The organism is Alteribacter populi (assembly GCF_002352765.1).
GTDB classification, from domain to species: domain Bacteria; phylum Bacillota; class Bacilli; order Bacillales; family Salisediminibacteriaceae; genus Alteribacter; species Alteribacter populi.
The window spans coordinates 4,434,230-4,459,871 of the sequence record NZ_KZ293963.1 but is presented as its reverse complement, the minus strand read 5'-3'; the positions used below and the strand labels follow the sequence as shown (position 1 = coordinate 4,459,871).

Annotated in this window: 26 protein-coding genes; 3 read left to right on the top strand and 23 right to left on the bottom strand. The window is 40.8% G+C overall.

Going from position 1 to position 25,642, the window contains the following annotated elements; all coding sequences use genetic code 11:
* Positions 1 to 340: 340 nt before the first annotated feature.
* The gene (locus CDZ94_RS20670) at positions 341 to 580 is read right to left on the bottom strand and encodes a YrhC family protein (RefSeq protein WP_096440447.1); all 240 of its coding nucleotides are present in this window, start codon (positions 578 to 580) and stop codon (positions 341 to 343) included.
* Between the two features lie 171 nt (positions 581 to 751).
* A complete protein-coding gene (gene mtnN, locus CDZ94_RS20665; protein WP_096440445.1) occupies positions 752 to 1,453 on the bottom strand; it encodes a 5'-methylthioadenosine/S-adenosylhomocysteine nucleosidase in 702 nt (233 codons plus the stop codon).
* A gap of 197 nt (positions 1,454 to 1,650) precedes the next feature.
* On the opposite strand from mtnN, the gene CDZ94_RS20660 reads away from it, so the two are divergent.
* Complete coding sequence (locus CDZ94_RS20660; protein WP_096440443.1) at positions 1,651 to 1,857, top strand: DUF2536 family protein; 207 nt, start codon at positions 1,651 to 1,653, stop codon at positions 1,855 to 1,857.
* A gap of 417 nt (positions 1,858 to 2,274) precedes the next feature.
* On the opposite strand, the gene CDZ94_RS20655 is transcribed toward CDZ94_RS20660, so the two are convergent.
* The 21 genes from CDZ94_RS20655 to CDZ94_RS20555 all read right to left on the bottom strand — a co-directional run bounded on the left by CDZ94_RS20655 (position 2,275) and on the right by CDZ94_RS20555 (position 23,077).
* Positions 2,275 to 2,958, bottom strand: coding sequence for a YrrS family protein (locus CDZ94_RS20655; protein WP_157911792.1), 684 nt, complete (start codon positions 2,956 to 2,958; stop codon positions 2,275 to 2,277).
* A gap of 214 nt (positions 2,959 to 3,172) precedes the next feature.
* On the bottom strand, positions 3,173 to 3,646 hold the full coding sequence (gene greA / locus CDZ94_RS20650) for a transcription elongation factor GreA (protein ID WP_096440439.1): 474 nt from the start codon (positions 3,644 to 3,646) through the stop codon (positions 3,173 to 3,175).
* Between the two features lie 461 nt (positions 3,647 to 4,107).
* Positions 4,108 to 4,743 (bottom strand): uridine kinase, encoded by a 636-nt coding sequence (gene udk / locus CDZ94_RS20645; protein WP_096440437.1) that lies wholly within the window; start codon positions 4,741 to 4,743, stop codon positions 4,108 to 4,110.
* Positions 4,743 to 6,011 carry a peptidase U32 family protein gene (locus tag CDZ94_RS20640; RefSeq protein ID WP_096440435.1) on the bottom strand — a complete coding sequence of 423 codons (1,269 nt, stop codon included), beginning with the start codon at positions 6,009 to 6,011 and terminating at the stop codon, positions 4,743 to 4,745. The genes udk and CDZ94_RS20640 overlap by 1 nt, the downstream gene beginning before the upstream one ends.
* A 13-nt stretch (positions 6,012 to 6,024) precedes the next feature.
* Entirely contained in the window at positions 6,025 to 6,957 is a 933-nt protein-coding gene (locus CDZ94_RS20635) for a peptidase U32 family protein (RefSeq protein WP_096440433.1), read from the bottom strand.
* 256 nt (positions 6,958 to 7,213) lie between these two features.
* On the bottom strand, positions 7,214 to 7,858 hold the full coding sequence (locus CDZ94_RS20630) for an O-methyltransferase (protein WP_096440431.1): 645 nt from the start codon (positions 7,856 to 7,858) through the stop codon (positions 7,214 to 7,216).
* 485 nt (positions 7,859 to 8,343) lie between these two features.
* A complete protein-coding gene (gene mltG / locus CDZ94_RS20625; RefSeq protein WP_245415767.1) occupies positions 8,344 to 9,483 on the bottom strand; it encodes an endolytic transglycosylase MltG in 1,140 nt (379 codons plus the stop codon).
* Positions 9,484 to 9,915: 432 nt separating this feature from the next.
* A complete protein-coding gene (locus CDZ94_RS20620) occupies positions 9,916 to 10,224 on the bottom strand; it encodes a DUF1292 domain-containing protein (RefSeq protein WP_096440429.1) in 309 nt (102 codons plus the stop codon).
* Positions 10,225 to 10,376: 152 nt separating this feature from the next.
* Entirely contained in the window at positions 10,377 to 10,817 is a 441-nt protein-coding gene (ruvX, locus tag CDZ94_RS20615) for a Holliday junction resolvase RuvX (RefSeq protein ID WP_096440427.1), read from the bottom strand.
* Positions 10,814 to 11,086, bottom strand: coding sequence for an IreB family regulatory phosphoprotein (locus tag CDZ94_RS20610; RefSeq protein WP_096441052.1), 273 nt, complete (start codon positions 11,084 to 11,086; stop codon positions 10,814 to 10,816). The genes ruvX and CDZ94_RS20610 overlap by 4 nt, the downstream gene beginning before the upstream one ends.
* 126 nt (positions 11,087 to 11,212) lie before the next feature.
* Positions 11,213 to 13,849, bottom strand: coding sequence for an alanine--tRNA ligase (gene alaS, locus CDZ94_RS20605; protein WP_096440425.1), 2,637 nt, complete (start codon positions 13,847 to 13,849; stop codon positions 11,213 to 11,215).
* 576 nt (positions 13,850 to 14,425) lie between these two features.
* On the bottom strand, positions 14,426 to 15,505 hold the full coding sequence (locus tag CDZ94_RS20600) for an AI-2E family transporter (protein ID WP_096440423.1): 1,080 nt from the start codon (positions 15,503 to 15,505) through the stop codon (positions 14,426 to 14,428).
* Between the two features lie 92 nt (positions 15,506 to 15,597).
* Positions 15,598 to 15,795, bottom strand: coding sequence for a DUF3918 family protein (locus tag CDZ94_RS20595; RefSeq protein WP_096440421.1), 198 nt, complete (start codon positions 15,793 to 15,795; stop codon positions 15,598 to 15,600).
* 18 nt (positions 15,796 to 15,813) lie between these two features.
* Entirely contained in the window at positions 15,814 to 16,008 is a 195-nt protein-coding gene (locus tag CDZ94_RS20590) for a hypothetical protein (protein ID WP_096440419.1), read from the bottom strand.
* 18 nt (positions 16,009 to 16,026) lie between these two features.
* Positions 16,027 to 16,500 carry a PRC-barrel domain-containing protein gene (locus tag CDZ94_RS20585; RefSeq protein WP_096440417.1) on the bottom strand — a complete coding sequence of 158 codons (474 nt, stop codon included), beginning with the start codon at positions 16,498 to 16,500 and terminating at the stop codon, positions 16,027 to 16,029.
* 25 nt (positions 16,501 to 16,525) lie between these two features.
* Entirely contained in the window at positions 16,526 to 18,829 is a 2,304-nt protein-coding gene (recD2, locus tag CDZ94_RS20580) for an SF1B family DNA helicase RecD2 (protein ID WP_096440415.1), read from the bottom strand.
* Positions 18,830 to 18,885: 56 nt separating this feature from the next.
* Positions 18,886 to 19,551 carry a tetratricopeptide repeat protein gene (locus CDZ94_RS20575; RefSeq protein ID WP_096440413.1) on the bottom strand — a complete coding sequence of 222 codons (666 nt, stop codon included), beginning with the start codon at positions 19,549 to 19,551 and terminating at the stop codon, positions 18,886 to 18,888.
* Positions 19,552 to 19,576: 25 nt separating this feature from the next.
* Positions 19,577 to 20,665 (bottom strand): tRNA 2-thiouridine(34) synthase MnmA, encoded by a 1,089-nt coding sequence (gene mnmA / locus CDZ94_RS20570; RefSeq protein ID WP_096441050.1) that lies wholly within the window; start codon positions 20,663 to 20,665, stop codon positions 19,577 to 19,579.
* An 11-nt stretch (positions 20,666 to 20,676) separates the two neighbouring features.
* Positions 20,677 to 21,825 carry a cysteine desulfurase family protein gene (locus CDZ94_RS20565; protein ID WP_096440411.1) on the bottom strand — a complete coding sequence of 383 codons (1,149 nt, stop codon included), beginning with the start codon at positions 21,823 to 21,825 and terminating at the stop codon, positions 20,677 to 20,679.
* Between the two features lie 195 nt (positions 21,826 to 22,020).
* On the bottom strand, positions 22,021 to 22,440 hold the full coding sequence (cymR, locus tag CDZ94_RS20560; protein ID WP_096440409.1) for a cysteine metabolism transcriptional regulator CymR: 420 nt from the start codon (positions 22,438 to 22,440) through the stop codon (positions 22,021 to 22,023).
* A complete protein-coding gene (locus CDZ94_RS20555) occupies positions 22,424 to 23,077 on the bottom strand; it encodes a YczE/YyaS/YitT family protein (protein ID WP_232735784.1) in 654 nt (217 codons plus the stop codon). Before CDZ94_RS20555 ends, cymR begins: the two co-directional genes overlap by 17 nt.
* 222 nt (positions 23,078 to 23,299) lie before the next feature.
* On the opposite strand from CDZ94_RS20555, the gene CDZ94_RS20550 reads away from it, so the two are divergent.
* Both CDZ94_RS20550 and CDZ94_RS20545 read left to right on the top strand, forming a co-directional pair.
* Entirely contained in the window at positions 23,300 to 24,631 is a 1,332-nt protein-coding gene (locus tag CDZ94_RS20550) for an AAA family ATPase (RefSeq protein ID WP_096440407.1), read from the top strand.
* A gap of 307 nt (positions 24,632 to 24,938) precedes the next feature.
* Positions 24,939 to 25,634 carry an RsfA family transcriptional regulator gene (locus tag CDZ94_RS20545; RefSeq protein ID WP_096440405.1) on the top strand — a complete coding sequence of 232 codons (696 nt, stop codon included), beginning with the start codon at positions 24,939 to 24,941 and terminating at the stop codon, positions 25,632 to 25,634.
* Positions 25,635 to 25,642 lie beyond the last annotated feature (8 nt).

Sequence of the window (25,642 nt, the reverse complement as noted above, 5' to 3'; positions counted from 1 at the left end):
GAATTATGTGGACCTTGGCAGTCGGAGGCGAGTACAAAAAAATTTTTTAGGGCCTCAAAATCCGGGCGGACCCCCGCCATATCAACTTTTCCTGAGGGAGTCTCCGCCATTGCAGCAGCACCCTTGGCTCCCACATGTGTATCTCAAAATTCAAGTGCAAAGCTTTTAGCAAAAGAAGAGTTATTTCCTTGCAGATTCTCTCCATGAGAAAGAGCATATCCTCTTGCCATGTAGGCGTATGCTACTTATTCAGCAACCTTTATTTAGACCCACGAATATATATTGATTAATAATAAAAAAGAGAACCCCCAAATACTTGGGCATCCTCTTTACTTACAATCTATGCTTCATCCTCGAAAAGCTTCTTTTCTATTTTCATCGCTTTTCGGTGAAAGATTACAGCCAAAATGAGAGTTGCAACATTCATTCCCATTAAAATTGGCTGGTTCTCCACTGCTAGTGTTTCAGTAGGAATAAGGAAGCCTACGAACATAAAAACACTTAATGCAAGCATAACAAAAGCGTAACGTTTATAATCTGTAACTTTTCCTTTTAACACGTCTATTTTTTTTTGTGACATGAACAATCACCTCACGTATATAGTTGAATCAAAGCAAATTGATAAGTCTCGCTCTCTTTGAAAACAACTCCATTATATCATGAATAAGCGTGGCTTCTGTTAGCAAATCCCACCATGTATGGCAATGAAAAAAACACCCTCCCGAAATTCAGAGGGTGTTTCTTTATTATTTTATTGCTCCTGCCTTAGTTGTTCCAACATGAGGATAACAAGTTTGGCAGAGTTTACAGATGCGGTTTCAAGAAACTGATCGTAGGACACTTTCGCATCTTGACCTGCAATGTCGGATAGTGACCGGATAACCACAAAAGGACATTGAAACTGGTGACATACTTGAGCGATCGCACCAGCTTCCATTTCAGAGCAGTATGGATCTTTAAACTTAGAACGAACCTGCTCGACACGTTCATGATCACTCATAAACGAGTCTCCTGATATGATTAACCCAGGTACTGAGCGTACTCCTACTTCATCGGCACATTGTTCGGCAATCGCCACCAATTTTTCATCTGGTTCATAGGAAGCTGGCATTCTTGGAACTTGACCAAACTCATAACCAAAAACGGTTGCATCCACATCATTGTATCGGACTTGTGTCGAGATTACGACATCCCCTACCGCAAGCTCTTTGTGAAAGCCGCCGGCAGATCCTGTATTTAAAATTACATCAGTACGGTAAAGCTGATTCATAAGCGTTGTACAGATCGCGGCATTTACTTTCCCGATCCCCGATTTAGAGAGGACTACTTCAACCCCTTGAAGCTTGCCAAAGAAAAATTCACATCCTGCAATAACCTGTTCTTCACGCAAGTGCATCTTTTTCTTTAAAAGCTCCACTTCCTCTTCCATCGCACCAATTATTCCCACTCTCATTAGGCATTTCCTTTCTTTTGTAAAAAGTTTCACACACACCCTTTATCATAACGAATCACACAAAGGTAGACAAGGTGCTATTTACTGCAAAAGTAATACAGACCAACAACACCTCGTACGAGCATCATTTTTTTCTTGTCCTGAAGTAACAACTTTTAGTATGCTTAATAAAGAAATTTTAAAGGAGTGTCATCTTCATGTTTATCCATACTGATGGAATTAAAGATAAGGTCGAGTTTTTTGAAGCCGATAGTTTGAAAGGGCTCGAGGAACGAATTCAACGAAAAATTGAAGATAATCAAGCGATTCTTCTTCGGGTCAACAGTGTGTCACATCAAGTCACAGTAGGAGAAAGCGGGAAGCCGTTCTATACAGCCGTTGTTCATTTTCGTTCAAGTAACTAAGATAAATCGCATAGCGGTCTTTTATTAATGCTGATTTCTAAAAGATTGTTGCTTTTGACTAAGATAGATTACCGCTCAAATCCGCTACAGGCGGACGCTTCAGCCTCCTTAGGGAAAATCACCCTGCGGTTCTTCGTCGTAAGAAAACCATTGTTGCTTTTATCGCTGGAGTCGCCGCCTTTCGCTCATTCTCGCTCATTCTATTTATCAATAAAAAAATCTGACTATGCAAAAAGAGCCTTATACTTTCGGAACTCACAAGAAAAGCGCAAGGCGCCTGGAGCTAGACACAGAAACGTAGATTTTTATACTTTCTTAACTCATGAGAAAGGGTGCCCCAAAAGGTTTTACCTTTGGGACACCCTTGAAGCAATACGTACCTCGATATTACCTATTAAGCTTACTGCCGTTTATTTATCAGCTTGTTTCTTCAACATAAATGGGCTTCCAGCCTCTATTCTCTACCCATTCTATGCGAACCTCATACTTTTGGCCATCGTCACCACTTACAGTTCCAACAGCACTTTGGGCATCGCCACCATTACCTAAATACCAAATGGTCATATCACCATCTATTTCTGTTGCATACTTCAGCGCTTCGGTCATTTCATCCCAGTTTACATGGCTGCTGTCGTAAACAGCTGTAAATGGTTCTTCCTGAACGGTTCCGATCGGCTCCCAGTTTCCTTCTCCAACAGGGCTGTCTCTATTCTCAGAATCTGATTCTTCATTTTCGTCAGATTCCTCTTCTTCTATATCTTCTTCCTCTGTTCCTTCACTCAAATCTGTTGTCTCTGGATCAGAACTTCCGTCTCCATTGCTAGAATCTTCTTGACTACCTTCTGTATTAGTGTTTAGCTCCTCTTCACTTTCCGATCTCTCTATATTTTCCTCGTCATTATCTACTTCTGTGTCATCTTCATTCTCGTCAGCAACCATGGCTGGTTCTGAGTCATTTCCGCCTCCGAATATAGTAAACCCAGCGACTAGGAAGATTGTGACGACTACAAGGCCGATCGCCGCATTTAATATCCTATTCATTCTTTGTTTTTTTCTATTGTTTGATCGGCTTGGTCCATTATATGTTTCGTACTTTGTCATTAATGACATCCTCCTCCACTCTAAACATACATGATATTATAGCTCATTTAATAAAGAATTACGAGAAGCTTTCGTCCTCATTAACTTAGATTTAGATTTTTACATGATCTAAGGGTAATATTTCCTGACGAGCGGCGTGAAGGTAGCTCTCCCCTTATACTTTACTTTTAAAAAAGAATCCTTCAAGCATAAAGCTTAAAAGGATTCTCTAGAATTAATTTACCTCTAAAATTTCAACTTCCATATCGCCGCCTGGTGTTTGAACTGAGACTTTATCTCCGATTGTTTTTCCAAGGAGACTTTGTGCCATTGGGGAATCATTTGAGATTTTGCCCTCGATCGGGTCTGCTTCCGCGCGCCCGACAATTTGGTAGCTTTCTTCATCACCATCAGGAAGCTCCTTAAACTTTACATTTTTACCAAGTGTTACAATGTTGCTGTTTGTCCCATCATCTTCAATGATTTCAGCGTTACGAATCATTTTTTCAAGCTGAATAATTCGCCCTTCAACAAAAGCTTGTTCTTCCTTTGCAGAATCATATTCGGAGTTCTCAGAGAGATCACCGAAGTCACGGGCTACTTTTATACGTTCAACGACTTCCTTTCGTCGTTCTGTTTTTAAGTATTCTACTTCTTTTTCTAACTTCTCTTTTCCTTCTAATGTCATATAATGCTTTTCTTCTGCCATGTCTTTCACTCCTCCAAACGATTTGCTACAATTAGCGAACGCTTTCATTTTTTAAAAATCATTGTACATGAAATTCGAATAGGAGTCACGCAAAACGCCTATCCTTGTATCTTAGACATATGTGTAAGGATGTTAAAAATGAACCTTTCTTAATAGGGGTTGTTCAAAAGTTTTGGAAAATAGGGATGTACTATAAAAGTTGATAAATCTAAACTTCCCTTCTCTTTGAATATGTACTCATAATAAGAAAACTTAAAGAGCAACGAAGCTCTTCGCCAATCGGGTAACGCCGCTATTTCATCACTTCTTACTCTTTATACTCCACAAAGAAGGCGAGACTGAGGAATATAAATAAACGCTCAGCGCCCCAGACACCCAGATACGCCGGTGCCAGGACGCTGAACATAATATCCATGTTCATGATTAACGTAACCAAAAGATTCCTTACTTTTCTTATGCTATTATAAAATGGCTTTTTCTTCAAGAACGGTTTTTATTTTTGCGACCATTAAATCGATAGCTACTCGATTTTGGCCGCCTTCAGGAACAATAACGTCAGCATAACGCTTTGTCGGTTCGATAAATTGCATATGCATCGGTCGTACAACAGACGTATATTGATCAATCACTGATTCAATCGTACGCCCACGTTCATTAATGTCACGCATCATTCGCCGGATAATGCGTATATCTGCGTCTGTATCAACAAAAAGTTTTATATCCATCATATCCCGGAGACGTTCATCTTCTAAAATGAGAATTCCTTCGAGAATGATAACTTCTCTGGGAGCTACCGGAATCACGTCTTCACTACGTGTATGATTTTTATAATCATAGACAGGCTTTCCGATCGGTTCTTGATTTTTTAAGTTTTTTAAATGCTGCAACAAGAGGTCATTGTCAAACGCTAACGGATGGTCATAATTCGTTTTTAACCTCTCTTCCATAGGGAGATGGTCTTGGTCTTTATAATAGGCATCTTGTTCGATCATGACGATGGATTGTTCATGAAATTGACAGTAAACCTCATTTGCTACTGTCGTTTTACCAGAACCTGAACCACCTGCAACACCGATAATAATCGGCTTTTTATCCATTATGATACTCCCTTTCTCATCATATTATTAGGATAAAGAGGTCGAACAACTTTAAATCTCACGACTTGTAAGGGGTGGCGGGCTGCATCTAACTCTTTTCCTTTTTCGTCCCAGATGGTTTCTACCTTTTGAGTAAACTTTTCAATTTCAGGGCCGAAGAATTCAACTTCATCTCCTGGACGGAAATAGTTTCGCTGTTGGAGCGTCACCATTTGGCTTTCCTCATCATAATCCTTTACTAATCCCGCAAAATCATGAGATGTTTTATGATTGTGATTGTTATACAATTGCTCCTTATACCCGGGTGTATTTTCAAAAAATGCCGGAGCAGTCGGGCGGTTCGCACACTTTGCTAGCTCTTCAAGCCAGGCTGGATCAACCTTAAAGTTATCTGGATCTTCACAGTAAGCGTCAATCACTTTCCTATACACGCTTACTACTGTGGCCACGTAATGAATGGACTTCATGCGGCCTTCAATTTTCAAGCTGTCAATGCCTGCTTCCACGAGCTTTGGAATCGATTTTATGAGGTTTAAATCTTTTGGACTCATAGCAAACGGAGCATCTTCTTCGTTGAAAAGGGCCGATTCTTTATTCTCTGTTTTGTCACCTTCATATAAAAAGTAATCCCAACGGCAAGACTGACAGCATCCTCCGCGATTAGAATCTCGAGCCGTCATATGGTTACTTAACACACAGCGACCCGAATAAGAAATACACATGGCACCATGAATGAACGTTTCAATTTCAATATCTACATTCTTTTTCATTTCGAGCATTTCTTCTAGGCCAACTTCACGAGCGAGCACGACACGCTCAAGTCCTTCTTCTTTCCAAAACTTTACGGCTTGCCAGTTAGACAATGATTGCTGGGTGGACAAGTGAACTTCCAACCTTGGTGCCACCCGTTTGCACGTTTCAATAATAAGTGGATCGGCAACGATAATACCGCCGACCCCTACTCGCTCTAATTCTTGCAAGTACTCTTCTAAACCGTCCATATTTTCATTATGGGCAAATATATTCGTCGTCACATACACTCTTGCTCCATATTCTTTAGCAAAATTGACGCCCTCTTCCATTTCATCTATAGAAAAGTTGTCCGCATTCGAACGAAGCCCGAAGTCACGCCCTCCAATAAATACAGCATCTGCACCATAATGAACAGCAATTTTTAACTTTTCAAGATTTCCGGCTGGAGCCAGTAGTTCTGGCTTTTTCGTGATTATACGATTTCCTTGTGATGTTTTCTCTATAATTTGTGCCATCTGTGATTCCTCCTTAATAAACCGTCTCTTTAAAGAAGAATCCGGTGTCTAAACCGCGGTTTTCCGGCTGTACTTTTTTAAGGCGTGTAAAGAAATCTTCTTTTTGATCACCATACGCATCTGGTTCTTTTAAATACAAGTCGATCGCTTCACGATAAAGCTTTGTAACTTCAATCAGGTATTCAGACGTTTTCAAAACCCCATCAATCTTGAAGCTGTCAATCCCCGCATCCATTAACTCGTCTAACTCGTCAATCATACACATATCTTTCGGACTCATTATGTGCGTACCGTTTTTGTCTTCCCAAATCGGGTATTTCGCTTCTCGTTCAGGGTCGTGAAGGAATAAGCTTCTATCCTTGCTTTTGCCTTCCACTTTCAAATCTCTCCCTTGAAATTCCATATAATTCCCTAGTAAAGTTCTCTTAGACTGGAACATACATGACATACCGTGAACTTGAATTTCTATGGCTAATTTTGCATTTTCTTTTATCTCAATGACAGCGTCCATATTTAATTCTTTCGCAAGAACAGCTCTGGTGGCCCCTTTTCTGCCCCAATAATTTGCAGTATACCAGTTTGTTGCCGTAGTCTCGGTATTCCAAAACAAGGGTAAATTAGGTGCTGATTCCTTGGCAATCATCAAAACACCCGGATCACCAAACACAGCCGCGTCTACACCAACCTCTTGTAAAAAGCTTAAATAGTCTGGTAATAACGGTAACTTATCATTATGAAAGATGGCATTCACGGCAACGTAAACTTTAACGTCGTTTTCATGAGCGATCTTTACCGTTTCATTGATATCTTCTTTATTAAATTCTCCGGCTAATCGTAAGCCGAATTTTTCCTCCCCAATCATTAACGCAGTCGCGCCAACATCAATAAGTGGTTTGACATTAGCCACTTCAGTGGGCGTTACGAGTAGCTCTGGTATTTTTTCCATCGGATTATACACCACCTTAACTATCTTACACAATCGAACCACTTTCAAAGTTCATTTTTTAAGTACACAACTTCAAAATAATATCTCTTTCCATTTTTTTGATTATTACTAATTGAAAAAAGCGTACCTTTTTGAAGCTCCATTGGACTGAATCTGCTCGCTTTCCGCGGACGAACCGCCAAGCCTCCTGGGGAGAAGCGCACTGTGGGGTCTCAATTATGAATTTCATTCAATTGCTAACTAATAAATCACAATCCTACTTCTTTATACTTACCATCAGTCCATCCCCAATGGGATAGATCATACTTTGAAAACGAGGATCCGCCATTCGCGCTTCATTATACCGCTGCAGTCTGGCAACCATCTGATCAATTCTTTTTTTATCTGGCTTTACAAGTCCTGGAACGAAACCTTTAAACAAAACGTTATCAGAAAAAATGAGCCCACCAGGTCTAACCATCGGCTCATATAGTTCAAAAAATCGTTCGTATTGTCCTTTTGCCGCATCGATGAACAAAGCATCAAATGGACCTAAGGCAGAAGCCTCCTCATCTACAGACAGCGCATCTCCTTCAATGATGTGGATTTGATTCTCTACACCTGCCTGTTTATGAAATGCTTTCGCTTGTTCAATTCTTTTATCGTCTCGTTCAATGGTTACGACCTGGGACTCCGGAAGGCGATCGATGATGCGGAGCGAGGAGTAGCCTATGGCTGTTCCAATTTCTAATATCCTTTTAGGAAAATGGATACTCATAAACTGAAGCATTGCCTCAAGACCTGTTTGTTCCATAATCGGAACGTGATCTTTTTCGGCAAATTTTTCCATTTCCGTGAGCAGAGCATTTCGTTTAGAAAGATGTGAGTCAATGTATTGTTCAACCTTTATGTGATCGTCCATAAAAAAGGGCCTCCTTTTTAGGTGCCTTCGTCCATTCTTGACGGATAATGAAATATATATTCTATTTATTCGTTGTAAACACCGACTTATTTTATCATAAAAAAGCAGAGAATGCGACTACGTACAAATGGTTGAATTGAGGCAATGAAAGAATAAGGGCAGTGTAATAATTGCGTGTTTAAAAGGAGCATAAGAAAAACCGCATATCAGTCTTTTATTAGAAACATCGTCAGCTCGCATGTTTTAAAGTCTCAAGGATGCTTTTCACTTGAGACGAACGGTGTGAAGGTAGCTGTCCTCTTATAAATTCTTTTTAAAAAAAGCCAAGTAGGTAGAGCGGCGAAGTCTTCGAAAACCAGAGGGCCGACCTCTGCATACAAAGCTCTTTTTATAAAAGATTGTTGCTATAAAAAAAAATATTAAAAGCGCTCGGATTTTCTTCCCGAGCGCTTTTACATTTGAAATGAACCTGAGATTCTTTTTTATTATTCTGTATCGCGGTGTTCTCGCAACACTTCCTGATGCTCTGCGTAAGTTTCTGTAAAGAAGGATTGACCATCCTGAGAGTGATAAAAATATAAGTAATCGTGACTTTCAGGATCTAATGCCGCAACAATGGATTCCTGACCCGGGTTGTTAATCGGTCCAGGTGGAATTCCTGGATTTTGATACGTATTGTACGGGCTCTCTACCGTTAAATCGTCTTGCATTGTACGAGAAAGGTGTTCCCCTTTTGCATAGGCAATCGTAGGGTCCATTTGTAATCTCATGTTGGTAGACAGACGGTTGTATATAACGCCTGAAATAATACGTCTCTCTTCGTCATTTAATGATTCCCCTTCAATGATCGAAGCGATCGCTAACAATTCATGAATGGTATAATTACTACTTGAAACTTGCTCTTCAGCACTCGCTAATATACTTGACGTTCGAGAAAGCATCGAGTCAATGATCTCTTCGATTTCTGGATTTTCCTCTGTGAAATCGTAACGGGCAGGGAAAAGATATCCCTCTAGTGGATAGCGAATATTGTCATTTTCAAGAATTTCCTCATCCAATATAGAATACTCGTCCACCAATGATGTTAGATAATCCTCATCATTAACAAAGTCCATAAGCTCTTCGTATTCGTAATCTGTATTTTTCGCGATTTCTTCAATAATTTGCTCTAACCATAGTCCTTCCGGGATGGTAAAGCTTAATGCATAATCTTCATGAACACGGCCGTCTTTTAAAGCTAGAATAATTTCGTCCATATCCATTGAGGGTGAAAGCTGATAATCCCCTGCCTGGAAACCACTCTCATTTTTATACCGTACGTAGTAACGAAAAATCGTCCCATTACTAATTAGTCCTTCTTCTTCTAAGATGTCACCAATGCCTGCACTTGTTGAACCAATTGGAATTGTCACCTCTATGTGTTCTTCCTCGTCTTCATCGACAGGGCCGATTGCACTCATTACGTAAAAATATGTACCCGCTCCTACGCCAATCACGGATAGTACAACGACAAAAAAGCAGACGAGCACAATTTTTCGCACAACGCTCGCTTCCTTTTGTTTCTCTGTAAGTTTATTGATCAGTTCAGTGTCATCTTTTTCATGATGCTTCTTCTTGTCGGACAACAATATTCCCCCTTTCACGACCTCTATTATACTATATCTCGACAAATTTTCGATGGTTTCACGACATTTTTTGTCATTCTACTTAGGTATTTATAATATTAGTATTGTACTTTTCGCATTTGTACATGTATATGGTAGAGAACGGTTCAAACCAGATAGATCGTCGGTTTTGGTGAAACTGTCACTCACATGATAGTGAAGAAAAAAATGCTCAAAAACCAATTACCTTACAAAAACAGCGGAAAATTAAAGCATAAGAAAAACCGCATAGCGGTCTTTTATTAAAAACAGCGTCAGCTCGCATGTTTTAAAATCTCAAGGGCTTTTCCCTTTGAGACGAGCGGCGTGAAGGTAGCTGTCCTCTTATAGGCTCTTATATCTTTAAAAAAAGCTGTCCCTTTAACAGAGACAGCTTCGAATTCATGTGTTTAATTATTCAACTTCATCTTCTTCAGCTGTGAACGTGTTCAATAATTCTTCGACCATGTTCCATTCCTCTTCAGATTCAATCGGATAAAGCGCAATGTCTTCGCCTTCTGGTTCTTCATATTTGAAAGCGTGTACTTCAATTTCTTCTTCGTCACCTTCTTGTGCACCTGCTGGAGCTAACACAATATAAGAATTTCCTGTTGCATCAACGTCAAAGCTAAATAATACCTCAAACAGGTGCTCTTCTCCGTTTTCATCAGGAATGACAATTTGTTCTTCATCTTCTGGTCTTTGCATACGTAAGTCGCTCATAAAACACCCTCACTTTTATCGTTTGTTTAATTTAGGCAATATTGCTATTTGTTTTTTGAGCAGTTACGCAAACGGATGCTTACCTAACGCTCAAAAGCCACAAAGTTTACGGCAACAGCCTTGCTAAAATATGTTGTCTTTCATCCATTTAATTAAGAGTCCAGACTATTTACTGAAGATTGCTGACGGTCAAGATAGCCTTGTAAAATCATTACCGCGGCCATTTTATCAATGACACCTTTTCGCTTTTTTCGGCTGACATCAGCAGACACGAGAACACGTTCAGCTGCTACAGTTGAAAGGCGCTCATCCCACAAGGTAACATTCAGCCCTGTTCTTTCTTTTAATTTCTCAGCGAACGCTTCACAAGCTTGTCCCCGTTCACCAATAGTACCATTCATGTTTTTCGGAAGTCCAACGACAATCGTTGACACTTCATGTTGGGCGATCCAATGCTCAATTCTGGCAAGGGCTGATTCTTCGTCGCTCTCCTGCCATTTGATCGTCTCTACCCCTTGAGCTGTCCAGCCAAACGCATCGCTTACTGCGACACCAATCGTTTTCGTACCAACATCCAAACCTAAAGATTTCATGACTTATCCTCATTGTGCTGTGATAAATAGGATTTCACCAATTCTTCAATTAATTCGTCCCGTTCAATTTTACGAATGAGTGATCTTGCATCGTTATGACGCGGGATATACGCCGGGTCACCTGATAACAAGTATCCAACGATTTGGTTAATTGGATTATACCCTTTCTCTTCCAAGGATGCGTAAACTGTGAACAATACTTCTTTAACATCTGCATCCATAGAGTCATCGTGAAAGTTAAACTTCATCGTATTATCCATCGAACTCATCACAAACACCTCTCCTGTCTCTCTGCCACATTACGTGGTTCCATATTTCCTCAATCACCTTTGCTGTTTCTATTGTTACTTTGATTTATCCAACTCTTTCCACCATTGTACACGAAACAAACACAATTAGGAATTTCTTTTTACTAACTCTGGAACAGCACGAAGAGCTTCTTCTAGTTTTGAAGGGTCTTTCCCTCCAGCTTGAGCCATATCCGGGCGACCACCACCACCGCCGCCACAACGGGTAGCTACTTCTTTGACAATGTTTCCAGCATGGTAGCCATCTTGGATCAGGTCTTCCGAAACGGAAGCGACAATATTGACTTTCTCACCTTGGCTCGTCCCCACTACGAGAATACCTGAACCAAGTTTATCTTTCAAAGAATCTGCCATTTGGCGCAAGCGATTCATATCCGGTGCATTGACTATTGTAGACAATACTTTAACCCCTTCTACTTCTTCAACAGCATCCATGACACTTCCTGCTTCCATATTTCCTAACTTAGCTGATAATGATTCATTTTCTTTTTGCTTTTCTTTGAGCTGTTTTTGTAGCTGCTCAACACGTTGTGGAACCTCTTGAATGGTTGTTTTAAGCTTACCTGCTGTTACTTTTAAGAGATCTACTTGACCATTTAAATGCTTGTATGCATTTTGTCCCGTAACAGCTTCAATACGTCTGACACCTGCTCCAATTCCAGCTTCAGAGACAATTTTAAACAAACCAATTTCAGCACTGTTGTTTACGTGGCAACCTCCACAAAGCTCTAAGCTGTATTCACCAATTTGAACGATACGAACTTCATCTCCGTATTTTTCACCAAATAGCGCCATAGCACCCATTTCTTTTGCTTCTGAAAGACTCTTATACATCGTGTGCACTGGGATCGCTTTCCATACTTGTTCATTGACAACTTCTTCAATCTTTGTCAATTCTCCTTCATGAATTTGACCAAAGTGTGAAAAGTCGAAGCGAAGTCGACCTTCTTCTACAAGAGATCCAGCTTGGTTTACATGCTCACCTAGGACATCTTTTAACGCTTGGTGTAAAAGGTGTGTGGCCGTATGGTTTTTCACGACACCTATTCGGTTTTTAGGATCAACTTTTGCTGATAGCCCCATGTTAAGCCTCAACGTACCCTTTTCAATTTCAACAGTATGAAGATTTTGGCCATTCGGCGCTTTTTGTACATCGAGCACCTTAACGGTAACCCCATCCGTTGCCATAGTTCCGCTGTCCGCGATTTGCCCACCACTTTCAGCATAAAAAGGCGTCCGGTCCACGATCACCTGAGCTTGTTCACCTGCTTCCACTTGTTCAACGAGCTGTTTATCTTTGACTATAGCTTTTACTACTGCAGGAATTTCCATTAAGTCATAGCCGACAAATTCACTTGGTTCTTTAATATTTCCGAGAATCTCATCTTGGGTTTGCATCGATCCAGATTCTTGTCTTGCCGCACGAGCTCGTTCTCTTTGTTTTTTCATCTCCGTTTCAAACCCTGCTTTATCTATTGAAAAGCCAGCATCTATCACATATTCTTCTGTTAGGTCTACTGGGAATCCATACGTATCGTAAAGTCGGAATACATCTTCCCCTGAAATTTCAACAACGCCATTTTCCTTCGCTGATTTCATTAGTTTATTTAGCATTGTAAGGCCGTCATTAAGCGTTTCATGGAACCTTTCTTCTTCATTCTTAACGACTTTTTGGATAAATTCAGCTTTTTCTTTTACTTCTGGATAGAAAGGTGCCATTACTTCACCAACGACTGGCACGAGTTCGAACATAAACGGACGTTCGATGCCAATTTGTTTTGCAAAACGAACGGCGCGACGAAGTAATCGACGGAGTACGTATCCTCTTCCTTCATTGGAAGGTAGTGCACCATCTGATACAGCAAATGTTACAGTACGGATATGATCTGCAACCACTTTAAAGGCTGTATCTCCTTCAGCTGATTTTCCATATGAATGGTTCGCAAATTCTTCTGTCGCCCCGATAATTGGCAAAAACAAGTCTGTATCGTAGTTTGTGCGCGCATCTTGAATGACGCTTACCATGCGCTCCAATCCCATGCCAGTATCAATGTTTTTCTTGGGTAGCGGTGTGTAGCTACCATCAGAATTATGATTGAACTGAGAAAACACAAGATTCCAGATTTCTAAGTAACGTTCATTTTCACCACCTGGGAAAAGTTCAGGATCATTCGGGTCGTTTCCGTAGTCCTCACCACGGTCGTAGAAAATTTCAGTATTCGGTCCGCATGGGCCTTCACCGATATCCCAGAAGTTTTCTTCCAAACGGATGATACGCTCTTCAGGTAGACCGACCTCTTTGTGCCAAATTTGGAAAGCTTCATCATCATCGGGATAGATCGTGACAGCTAGCTTCTCCGGGTCAAATCCAATCCACTTTTCATCAGTTAAAAATTCCCATCCCCAATGAATGGCTTCTTTTTTAAAATAGTCTCCGATCGAAAAATTTCCAAGCATTTCGAAAAACGTATGGTGACGAGCTGTCTTCCCAACATTTTCAATATCATTTGTACGAATTGATTTTTGTGCATTTACAATTCTCGGATTCTTTGGGATCACACGGCCATCAAAATATTTTTTTAATGTAGCGACCCCACTGTTAATCCATAAAAGTGATGGATCTTCATGGGGAACTAGCGAAGCGCTTGGCTCGACATCATGTTCTTTTTCTTTAAAGAAATCCAAATACATTTGCCTTACTTGTGCTGATGTTAGTTTTTTCATTTTATTTCCTCCTTCGTTTTTTGGGAGTTAATACATGAGTAGCATTGTTGCGTAAGTTCATCAATTTCACTAGAAGATGTCCTAAAGATCGAGTCAGGATAGCTTCGAAGTCCAAAGCGTATTGGGTAATACGTGAGGACTGAAGCCACAAGCCAACGAGCTTCCCCCGGATGGGGTGACTTCTGCATTCGCCACAGGACGTGGCGGTACTTAGCAGAAGACCTTTCAGCCGCTATCGTTTCCGCACTTTTGAACTCTCCTTACAAAAACACAAAAAAGCTCCCGCCCTAAACAGGGACGAGAGAACACTCACGCGGTACCACCCTGGTTACAAAACAGAACAATCCGTTTCGTCACCTCGCAACACAATAACAGTGTGTCAGCCGGCAGGTATTAACCTGCTCTCAGGAGTAGCCGATCGTTACTCTTCATTTGGGATCCTTTCAGCCAAGGAGATCCCTCTCTGGAAAATGGACTTTAACGATTCCGTTCCTTCATCAAGTTTACTTATTTCTACTGTTAGAGAACTTATCTATTTGTAATTATAGAAAAGTGAAATGACCTTTGTCAATAACACTACCTTTCGATTACCGCTTTTTTATCTCTGATAAGCTTTCTAAAGTGGATAATAAAAACTTTTAGGATAGCCAATAATGGGACAGCGAATATAAGTCCGATTATACCTGCCAATTCCCCACCAACTACTAATGCGAAGATGATTAATACCGGGTGCATGTGAAGAGATTTTCCGACAATCAACGGTGCAAAAATATTCCCTTCTAGGAATTGCAAAATAAAAATAATCGACAAAGCGAGAACGAATACATTCGTACCTTCTGTAAGTGCAATGAGGAGTACGGGGATACTACCAACAATTGGCCCAAAGTACGGGATGACGTTAGTGACCCCAAAAAATACAGCAATAAGCGAAGCATATGGCAGCTCTATTAGCCAAAAGCCGATAAATGCAAAAATCCCAATAGCAACACATACTATTATCTGCCCACGAATATAGTTTCCAAGTGATTCGTCTACTTCCGAAAGAAGCAGACGCCCTCCACTACGCCACCTAGAAGGGGTAAAATACCATACCACTTTATTGATGAGATTTATGTCTTTAAGTAAGTAGAAAACGATAAAAGGAATTGCGATGACTAAAAATATCAAATCTAATATTGTTTTTAGAAATTCTACTAGGCGTATAAAAGCATCGGCTATATAAGCTTCGCCTCTTTCTAGCCACATATCTACCTTTGCCTGAAAACTATCTGGTAACCATTCTGTTTGCGCGTGAAAGGTTCCCATCCACCCCCTATATGTATCAGCAATCATTGGAAGTTGCTCAATAAAATCCTTGCCTTCTTCGATTAGATAGGGGGTTGCCTTCAAAATAACTAAGGAGAATCCAGCTAAAAACAAACCAAAAATAAGCAAAATCGAATAAGGGCGGCAGATCCCTTTACGATCAAGCCAATCAACAGCTGGATGTAACAAATAAGTAATAAAGATGGCAATGAAAAACGGAAGTAGGATGCGCCCAAACTTAACCCAAAGTCCAGCTAATTCAGCAAACATACTGTATACCAATGCCACGATCAGTAGTCCTAAAAACAATATACCCAGTTGAATAAAACGATGGACGAGCTGGTCTTTCATAAAACACGCCTCCTATGACTATAGCGTGTTCCCTAACCGTCCCTTTTAACCAAAAAAGTTCGGGGGACAGTCCCCCGAACTTTTTTGTAAAATTACGTTATGGTTCTCATCATTCGTTTCCGATAACGATTTATTTCCCGCATATTTGGGATGACGTCATCCAACGCAAATTCTTCTAGAAAATTTGCGTTATCTAGACGCTTTTTCCATCGTCTACGGCTCCTTCTATCCCTCGTCATAGCATAAGCTGCAGCTCCAGCACCAATTGCCACTAAAGATAACATTCTCAATTCGTCTGTCACCACCAATTAATAGTCTGTTTCGACACGACGTTCTTCTTCTGCAAACAGATCATCAAGGGAGCTTAAACTTCCATCTGCTTCCACTTGATGCAATGACAAACGTTCGTTAGTTAACGTCAGCTCAATAAAGCAGCTCCAGCAATAAAATTGGTTAGTACCGATTTTACCAATATCTTTACCTTTACAATTTGGGCAACGCATCTCTCTCTCCTCCAAGCTCTAACTGTGGGTCCGTAGTACCAATTGGCTCTTCTCTACCCTTAGAGGAGCATCTGTCTTTACGACATGCTTTCCCTCTGTAAAGTCAGAGATAAAACCATCGGTCACTTCATACCCTACAATCGTGCCCATTTCATCGAGAAAGTATACATCTTCCACAAGCCCCTTTACTGCCCCGTCTTCAGAAAATAATGGCTTGCCGAATAAATGATTTTTCCCCTCATGAAAACGGTAAAGAGAATGTGGTACTTCAGTTAAATCCGTTTTACTGTTCACATAAATATTGGAAAGCTCCTGTTGCTTAACTGCAGATAACGGCAGAAATTTTTGCCGATTCCACCATTTACGATTCGCTACCCAATATCCTGCGACCTTCCCATTATCGCCTACAAAAATATCGCTGACTGTTCCAACATTTTCATCATTTGAAAGCAAAAAAACAGGCGCTCCCTTGACCTTTTGAAATGTCCTCAAAGTGGATCACACCCTTCGAACATTCTTAGTCTTTGGTCGCACCTGACTTCTCATGCTGGTGTTTCCCTTCCAAAAATGTCTCTTTCAGTTTTTCCCTAAGTGTTGTATTACGATTGATGTCTTCTGTTCTATGGACGGCAACCTCCAATGCGCTCCAATCTCCACACAATAACAAAAAGTTTTTTGCCCTGGTAACACCTGTGTAAATTAAATTTTTTCTAAGCATTCTTGAATAACTTCTAACCACGGGCATGACGACAATTGGAAATTCACTCCCCTGGGACTTATGAATTGAGCAGCAGTAAGCATGGGTGATTTGTGATAGGTCTGACTTTGAATAGCCCACTTCAATTCCGTCAAAAGAAATAACAATCATCGTTTCATTTTGTTCTGTCTCTTTCGGTGTAAAAATCGCAACGATTTCACCCCGGTCACCATTATAAACATTTTCTTCTGGGTTATTGACAAGTTGTAAAACAACGTCTCCATGTCGGTATGCCACATCTCCAAATAATACTTCCCGTTTTTGTTCTTTTGATGGGTTGAACAACTCTTGAAGCATTTGGTTTAGTGCAGTTACCCCAGCGCCACCACGATACATTGGAGCTAGCACTTGTATATCCTTTGCTGTAAATCCCTTGTCGATAGCCTTTTTACAAATTTGCTGAACAGCATCTGTCACTTGAAGCTGATTACATGGAATGAATCTTAAATCACTGCTCTTAGGATCGATAGCGTGAAGCTCTTTTCCTTCTTTTATTTCGTGGGAAAACGTAATGATGCTCGACCCTTCCGCCTGCCTGAAAATAGCTGTAAGCTGAGCAGAAGGGAGAATTTCTGATTTAAGGATGTCACTAAGGACCTGTCCTGGTCCAACAGAAGGAAGCTGATCTTCATCTCCTACAAATAAAACTTGCATCTCATCTGGTATAGCTTTGAATAATTGATTCGCAAGCCAGGTGTCCACCATGGACATCTCGTCTAAAATGATCAAATGACCTTCCAGCTGATGATGCTCACCGTATTCAAAATCATCCTGAGACCCTTTAAAACCTAAAAGACGGTGAATTGTGGATGCCGGAAGTCCTGTTGACTCACTCATCCGTTTAGCCGCTCGTCCCGTGGGAGCTGCAAGAATAACTGGAAACGTATCATCTTTTTTATAATCGTCTGGGTCTACAGAAAGCCCCTTAAGCTGACCATACACTTCAACAAGACCATTAATAACGGTCGTTTTCCCTGTTCCAGGCCCACCAGTTAAAATCGTCACCGGAGAAGAAAGAGCAGTTTGAATCGCTTCTTTTTGGGAAGGTGCATATTCTATCCCTAACTTTTCCTCCACGTTTCCAAGCGCTTTTAAAAATTCCGATTCTGGAAAATCCTCTACTGATTTTTCTCGAGTGACTAAACGGTGAAGGTTTGAAACAATACCTTTTTCAGCAAAATACAGTGTCGGCAAATACATCCGCTCTTCCTCTACCATCACTTTGCCTTCTTCCCCTAGTTCAACGAGACAGTTGGCAATATCAGTTTCCTGGATAAGTTCGCGGTCACTAAGGAGTCTTTGAGCTGCTAACAGGACATCTTTTACACGAGCGAATACGTGTCCTTCATTCATTGACTGTTCCGTTAAAACATAAATGATTGCAGCTTTGACACGGTCAGGATGATTACCCGTAAGACCGCGTTTTTGGCCAATCGCATCTGCTTTTGCAAAACCGATCCCATCCACATCTTCAATCATTTTATAAGGATTTTCTTCAATGATTCTCATCGCATCCAGCTTATAGGTTTGATACACTTTCATCGCCAATTGTAACCCGAAACCGTACTCATAAAGGGTCAGCAGCACTTGCTCTACACCTTGTTCTTCCATAAGTGTAGCGTAAATTTTATCAGCTTTCTCCTTTTTTAAACCTTCCACTCTTTCCAAGGATGATTTATCCTCTAGGATCGCAGATAAAGCCTGCTCACCAAGGGTTTCAACTATTTTTTCAGCTGTTTTATGGCCGACGCCAGGAAAACGGTCACTCGATAAATAATGAATGATTCCTTGTTTTGTATGAGGAATTTCTTTTCTAAATTGTTCTGCTTTAAATTGTTTCCCGAAGCGGGGATGGTCCTTCATTTCTCCATGAAAAAGATAAGCCACGTCGTAATCAAGTTTTGGTAATATTCCAACCACCGTTAATTCCCGATCGGAAAGGTCTAAACTCGTTTCATGAACTTTGATTTTTGCAACTGTATATAAACTCTCCTCATTATGATAAATCAGGTGGAGTAGTTCCCCTTTTGCAAAATTAGCATTCTGCGCTATTGATTCGGTCATCGAAATTCGACCTACTTTCCAAACGGTAGACTTTTGTATGAGTTAACATACTAGTTTTATTTTTTGTTTAGCTGTGCCTCCACTTGCTTTTTCCCATTATGACTCAACACATGGTCTGGCTGAATCTCGATAGCACGATCAAACATTTGGATTGCTTTATCCGCGTCTTCTTTAAATGCATAAGCTACACCTAAATTGAAGTAGCTGTCTGCATGTTCAGAGTCTAGTTGCAAAACATCATAAAAGGCTTCAATAGCTTGATCGACGAGTTCGAGTTGAGCTAAAGTTAGCGCAAAATGAAATTGGGCATCAATGTCGTTAGGATTCAACTCAATCGCGCGCTGCAAGCTTGGTAAAGCGTGAGATAGATCACCTTTTTGATAATAACTAAATCCAAGCATATAATAAACATCAGCTTCTTGTAGACCTTTTGCTAATGCTGTTTGATATGCTTCAATAGCCAAATCGAATTGGTCTTTATTAAAGAGAATATTCCCTTTTCCGTAATGTGCAGCCGCAGTATCAGCATCAAGCTCAATGGCACGTTCGAAAAAGCGTAATGCTTTATCTTCTTCTTTTACAGCAGAAAGTAAGTTCCCGAAGTTTGTATACCCAACAGGGTTATCTGGATTTTCTTCGATGGCTTCGTTTAATAATTTCGCGGCTGCTTCTAAATTTCCTTCTTGCATTTCTTTCACAGCCAATTGATTTTTATCTGTCATCATTTCCTCTCCTCTATCGGCGGTGTTAGTCTTTGATTACTTCGTCAATGGTACCTCCGCCAAGACATACATCCCCATCATAAAATACAACAGATTGTCCTGGAGTTACAGCTCTTTGCGGTTCAGCAAAAGTAACGAGTACCTCACCTTCACCTAGCATTTTTACCGTAACGTCTTGATCTTCTTGACGATACCTGAATTTCGCAGTACATTTTAACGTTTCTGACTCCAATGGGTTAATCCAGTTTACCTCGACTGCCTTTAACCCTGTTGAATACAAGGCTTCGTTATGGTAGCCTTGGCCGACTATCAAGACATTCTGTTCAAGGTCCTTGTCTATCACAAACCAAGGTTCACCAGATCCACCAATGCCAAGACCTTGACGTTGGCCTAGTGTGTAGTACATGAGACCATCGTGACGGCCTTTCACTTCCCCGTCTAACGTTTGCATTTCACCTGGTTGAGCAGGTAAATATTCACTGAGAAATTCCTTAAAGTTACGCTCTCCGATAAAGCAAATACCCGTACTGTCTTTTTTACTTGCTGTGGCAAGACCCGCTTCAGATGCGATTTCTCTTACTCTAGGTTTTTCAATATCACCTAAAGGAAACATAACATGCTGGAGCTGCTCTTTACTTAATGCGTTTAAAAAATACGTTTGATCTTTGTTATGATCAACACCTCTAAGAAGTTCTACTTTTCCATTTTCCCTTGATAATCGTGCATAATGACCCGTTGCTAAATAATCCGCACCTAGGGATAGGGCGTGCTCTAAAAACGCCTTAAATTTAATTTCTTTATTACACATCACGTCAGGGTTGGGGGTTCTACCTGCTTTATATTCTTCGAGGAAATAGCTGAATACTTTATCCCAGTATTCTTTTTCAAAATTCACAGCGTAATATGGGATTTCAAGCTGGTTACATACGCGAATGACATCTTCATAATCTTCTGTAGCGGTACAAACGCCATTTTCATCCGTGTCATCCCAGTTTTTCATAAAAATCCCGATAACATCATATCCTTGTTCTTTTAACAAATACGCTGATACAGATGAATCAACACCGCCACTCATTCCGACAATGACGCGTGTATCTTCTGGTGTTTTTTCCATGTTTGTTGTCATCATTGTCCACCTCCTAATCGTTTAACAATACGAGCGGCTTGCTCAGCTGCAGCTTTTACATCTTCATCTGTTAGCCCCTCTCCGAAGCTAAAGCGAATCGCTGATTGGCTTCGTGCTTGTTCATTTGGGAACATCGCAGATAAAACGTGAGAAGGCTCAATCGAACCTGCTGTACATGCAGACCCGCTGGAAGCTGCAATCCCAGCAATATCCAGGTTTGTGAGCATCGCCTCTACATTTACTCCAGGAAAACTGACATTTAATATGTGAGGTAAATGGTCCTCCTGATGTCCATTAACATAAAAACGAAGTTCATCGTTTGAAAATACTCTTATCATTTGTTCACGGTAATTTTCATATACTGCACGTTTTTCGAGTCGGTTTTCTAAAGCTAGTTCTACTGCTTTTTTCATACCGGCAATCGCTGCGACGTTTTCCGTACCTGCCCTGCGCTTTCGCTCCTGTTCTCCACCAAACAGACTTGGCGTCACCGTTAACCCGCTTTGCAAATAAAGAAATCCAACACCTTTCGGTCCGTTAATTTTATGAGCTGAAACAGATAACATTTGTACGTTCAATGCTTGGACATCAATCTCTTCCATGCCAAATGCTTGAACTGCATCGGTATGAAAAGCAGCCTGATGATCAGTCAACAGTTCACCAATGTCAGCAATTGGCTGAACTGTTCCTACTTCATTGTTTCCATACATAACAGATAAAAGAATCGTATCTTCCCGCAGGGCTTCTTTTACTTGCCCGACAGTTATTTTCCCGAATTCATCAACTGGTAAATATGTGACTTCGAACCCAAGCGTCTCTAAGTATTCAAAGGCATGTAAAATCCCGTGATGCTCCACTTGTGTTGTGATCACATGCTTACCTTTGCTTTGGTTTGCAGCAGCAAAACCAATAACAGCTAAGTTATCCGCTTCTGTTCCACCGCTTGTAAAAACCACCTCATCGAACCGTGCGTTTAGCACTTTTGCGATCGATTCTCTCGCGCTATCCAATCCTCGACGTGCTTCTCTTCCGAAATGATGAATGCTCGAAGGATTTCCAAACATCTCTTCGTAATAAGGGTGCATCGCTTCTAAAACGGCCGGGGCTACTGGTGAAGTTGCAGCATGGTCTAAATAAATTCTTTTCATATGTTTCACTCCATTATAAGAAAAGCGCAAGGCGCCCGCTTACCCGGCGACATGCACATGATCTGTCCGTTAAAAGTGCTTTTCACTTTTAATCGGGCAGGTTATTTGACACGAACCGATGGCGCTTTGCGCAAGACATCGAAACGTCCTTGAGACGAGCGACGTGTAGGTTCTGTCGGATATAATTTTTACCTTTTAAATGTAAAACATGTAGTACTCCTGGTCACCCTTATCCTCATAACTAGACAAGTCTTCTAAAGTAGTACTATCCAACACATCTTTAACAGCATCGCGGATTTTAATCCATAAATCCCGCTTTGCAGGTTCTTCATCATCTACCACTTCAACAGGACTTATTGGTCCTTCAAGGACGCGTATGATATCACCTGCTGTTATCTCTTTAGGTGCCTTTGTTAGCATATAACCTCCGTAAGCTCCTCTCACACTTTTCACGAGGATTGCATTACGAAGTGGAGCAATAAGCTGCTCTAAGTAGTGTTCAGATAATTGGTGCTCCTTAGCAATCGATTTTAATGAAACGGGACCTTCCCCGTATTTTTTTGCCAATGCCATCATAATAGTTAATCCATATCTTCCTTTAGTGGATATTTTCAACGCTAATCCCTCTTTCCATTCTTCGATCCATCCAAGATTGACAAGCAGTTAAGCATACTCCTGTAATTGGACCAATTGTTAAGCAAAATAGAATCGTACCGACAAAAACAGGTCCTCCCAAATACCAGCCTGCTCCAAGAACGACGATTTCCATTAAGCCTCGCACTCTCGACACTGTCATCCCTGTTTTTTGTGAGACCGCAAGCATAAAACTATCTCTTGGTCCTGCCCCGCACCGGGGACTAATGTAAAGACCTATTCCAAACCCCATAATGAAGATGCCTGTAACGAGCATCGTTGCCTGACCGGGAAGATTAGGTGGCGTTTGGAGTATGAGAAGGTTTAAATCAACAAAAACACCAACTAGAATCATATTTAAATAAGCACCGGCTTTGGGCCATTCTTTAAGCAGAAAAGCTGCGGTAACTAATGTAAAAAAGCCCATAATGATCGTCCATGATCCAATTGTAAGCCCAAATTGCTCAGTTAATCCTATATGAAGAACATCCCATGGCGAGCTCCCTAACTCTGCTTTGATTATAAACGAAATACCAATGCTCATGATAATGAGACCAATTATATAAATACTCCACCGAAATATAAATCGGTTTTGTGAGGAATAAAACATCAGTGCCATTCCTATCCTCTCCCTATAACACACTATACAAAACACTTGTGATCTGCATTAATTATAGCATAGAAATGTTAATAAAAAGGCATTCGTGGTATCATCGTGATATTATAATTAATGTTGGTTTTGTATTAACCAAGTGGTATAGACAGTTTTCAATCACTAGCATTTTAACGAGGTTTTTATGGAAATGCAATCATTTATAACCGATTTAAGGGGGAAACTCGCATGGATTTATTTGAATACCCTCAGGATTCAAAACCAAAAGGACCACTCGCCTCTAGGATGAGACCGAGAACAATAGACGAAGTGATTGGACAGAAGAATATTGTAGGAGAAGGAACACTATTACGAAGGGCGATCAAGGCTGATCGGTTGACAGCGATGATTTTTCACGGGCCTCCTGGGACAGGAAAAACAACATTGGCTCGCGTAATTGCCAACTCCACTTCCGCTCATTTTGAACAGCTCAATGCCGTCGCTGCAGGCATTAAAGACGTACGCGCCATTGTTGATAGTGCGAAGGACCGGTTAAAATATGAGCAAACTAAAACGATCCTTTTTATAGATGAGATTCATCGATTTAACAAAGGACAACAAGATGCGCTTCTTCCATTTGTTGAAGACGGAACCGTTATTTTAATTGGGGCTACAACGGAAAATCCAATGTTTGAAGTCAACTCCGCCCTCCTTTCCCGCTCTCGCCTTTTCCGCCTTGAATCATTAAAGGATACGGAATTAGCAAACGTAATCGACCAAGCACTTGAGGATAAGGAACGAGGATTTGGTTCATATGAAATTACTTTGAGAAAAAAAGCCAAAGACCACTTAATTGATGTGGCAAACGGGGATGCACGAACAGCCCTTAACGCCCTAGAACTAGCTGTGTTAACGACCGATCCAAACGAAGAGGGCACCATTGTTATTGATGTTGCGACAGCCGAAGCATCCGTTCAAAAACGGGTCATCCACTATGATAAGCAAGGCGATAATCATTACGACACCGTCTCAGCTTTTATTAAAAGTATTCGTGGTTCAGACCCTGACGCTGCCCTTTATTGGTTGGCAAAAATGATATATGCTGGAGAAGATGCAAAATTTATCGCAAGAAGATTGTACGTACATGCAGCTGAAGATATAGGTTTAGCAGATCCCAATGCGTTATTAATCGCCCATGCTGCCGCTCAGGCAGTGGAGTTTGTTGGTTTACCTGAAGCGAGAATCCCACTGGCGGAAGCAGCACTTTACTTAGCAACAGCTCCTAAAAGTAACACGGTAATTACCGGAATTGATAAAGCTCTCGCAATGGTCGAAAAAGAAAAAAACGGGGATGTCCCTGTCCATCTGAGAGACGCTCACTATAAAGGAGCCTCGAAGCTAGGTCACGGCGAAGGTTATAAATATCCACATAACTTTGAGAATCACTATGTCGTTCAGCAGTACTTACCGGATCATCTGAAAAACAAAACCTTCTACTCTCCGTCAACAAACGGGTATGAAAAGACAGTCCAGAAAAGACTCGATTACTTCGCTGACCGAAAACGAAAAGAGCAACCATGACCTCCTGTTCAAAACCTTGCTGATGCAAGGTTTTTTGTTTTACAGCAAGGTTGTTTTCGTAAAGTTTGGGCGTTTTTGCTGGTTTTACGTGACAGGGTAATCATTCACTTGCCAACTCTAAAAAAAATAGCAACAACCTTTGATGAATGATCGTTCAGCAAAATAGTAGATCCATATAGAATAGTCTCAATACAGCCGCTCCCATTGGAAGAAGCTAGTAATTTGATTTCTCTTTGGTATATTTCCGCTTTCTTCTGTCCATGTTAGTAGTAACATAAACAATTCAAATAGAAAGGATTGTGCAATCATGAAAGTTAGACAAGATGCATGGTCACAAGAGGACGATTTACTACTCGCAGAAACAGTATTAAGACATATCCGAGAAGGAAGCACACAATTAAATGCCTTTGATGAGGTGGGAGATGCATTAAACCGTACATCAGCAGCATGCGGTTTCCGGTGGAACGCAGTTGTTCGCAATAAATACGACGATGCAATCAAACTAGCAAAAAAACATCGTAAAGAACGGAAGCGACGTGTTGCAAATGATGCGAAACCAGTATCAACTTATAATGCAATCGCAAAGCAACAATACGCCCCTGAAAAAGCATATCAAACGGAAGTCTCTGAAGAAAAAGAGGTGGAAATGGACATTGCTATGCCTTCCATTTCAACTCGCAAACGTGACCTTACACTGACCGATGTTATTGACTTTTTAGAAAAGATGGCGCAAAACAATTACATGTCGGCTACTGCTAAAGTAGAAAATGAAAGATTAGTTCGTGAAAATGACTTTTTGAATAAAAAAGTAGAGGAACTAAGTGCCCGCTTAAAAGAGTTAGAAAATGAACACAAAGTGGTGGAGGAAGATTATCAATCGATTATCCAAATCATGAACCGTGCACGACGCATGGCTCTTCTAGAGGAAGAAAGCGAAGAAGATCGTGCAGCTCCAGCATTTAAAATGGATAAAAACGGAAATTTGGAAAAGATCGCAAAATAAGAAGTTCA

Bases quoted from the DNA above. Each gene is read 5' to 3' on its own strand.
- CDZ94_RS20670 (WP_096440447.1), bottom strand. From the start codon at position 580: ATGTCACAAAAAAAAATAGACGTGTTAAAAGGAAAAGTTACAGATTAT.
- mtnN (WP_096440445.1), bottom strand. From the start codon at position 1,453: ATGAGAGTGGGAATAATTGGTGCGATGGAAGAGGAAGTGGAGCTTTTA.
- CDZ94_RS20660 (WP_096440443.1), top strand. From the start codon at position 1,651: ATGTTTATCCATACTGATGGAATTAAAGATAAGGTCGAGTTTTTTGAA.
- CDZ94_RS20655 (WP_157911792.1), bottom strand. From the start codon at position 2,958: ATGACAAAGTACGAAACATATAATGGACCAAGCCGATCAAACAATAGA.
- greA (WP_096440439.1), bottom strand. From the start codon at position 3,646: ATGGCAGAAGAAAAGCATTATATGACATTAGAAGGAAAAGAGAAGTTA.
- udk (WP_096440437.1), bottom strand. From the start codon at position 4,743: ATGGATAAAAAGCCGATTATTATCGGTGTTGCAGGTGGTTCAGGTTCT.
- CDZ94_RS20640 (WP_096440435.1), bottom strand. From the start codon at position 6,011: ATGGCACAAATTATAGAGAAAACATCACAAGGAAATCGTATAATCACG.
- CDZ94_RS20635 (WP_096440433.1), bottom strand. From the start codon at position 6,957: ATGGAAAAAATACCAGAGCTACTCGTAACGCCCACTGAAGTGGCTAAT.
- CDZ94_RS20630 (WP_096440431.1), bottom strand. From the start codon at position 7,858: ATGGACGATCACATAAAGGTTGAACAATACATTGACTCACATCTTTCT.
- CDZ94_RS20620 (WP_096440429.1), bottom strand. From the start codon at position 10,224: ATGAGCGACTTACGTATGCAAAGACCAGAAGATGAAGAACAAATTGTC.
- ruvX (WP_096440427.1), bottom strand. From the start codon at position 10,817: ATGAAATCTTTAGGTTTGGATGTTGGTACGAAAACGATTGGTGTCGCA.
- CDZ94_RS20610 (WP_096441052.1), bottom strand. From the start codon at position 11,086: ATGAGTTCGATGGATAATACGATGAAGTTTAACTTTCACGATGACTCT.
- alaS (WP_096440425.1), bottom strand. From the start codon at position 13,849: ATGAAAAAACTAACATCAGCACAAGTAAGGCAAATGTATTTGGATTTC.
- CDZ94_RS20600 (WP_096440423.1), bottom strand. From the start codon at position 15,505: ATGAAAGACCAGCTCGTCCATCGTTTTATTCAACTGGGTATATTGTTT.
- CDZ94_RS20590 (WP_096440419.1), bottom strand. From the start codon at position 16,008: ATGCGTTGCCCAAATTGTAAAGGTAAAGATATTGGTAAAATCGGTACT.
- recD2 (WP_096440415.1), bottom strand. From the start codon at position 18,829: ATGACCGAATCAATAGCGCAGAATGCTAATTTTGCAAAAGGGGAACTA.
- CDZ94_RS20575 (WP_096440413.1), bottom strand. From the start codon at position 19,551: ATGACAGATAAAAATCAATTGGCTGTGAAAGAAATGCAAGAAGGAAAT.
- mnmA (WP_096441050.1), bottom strand. From the start codon at position 20,665: ATGGAAAAAACACCAGAAGATACACGCGTCATTGTCGGAATGAGTGGC.
- CDZ94_RS20565 (WP_096440411.1), bottom strand. From the start codon at position 21,825: ATGAAAAGAATTTATTTAGACCATGCTGCAACTTCACCAGTAGCCCCG.
- CDZ94_RS20555 (WP_232735784.1), bottom strand. From the start codon at position 23,077: ATGGCACTGATGTTTTATTCCTCACAAAACCGATTTATATTTCGGTGG.
- CDZ94_RS20550 (WP_096440407.1), top strand. From the start codon at position 23,300: ATGGATTTATTTGAATACCCTCAGGATTCAAAACCAAAAGGACCACTC.
- CDZ94_RS20545 (WP_096440405.1), top strand. From the start codon at position 24,939: ATGAAAGTTAGACAAGATGCATGGTCACAAGAGGACGATTTACTACTC.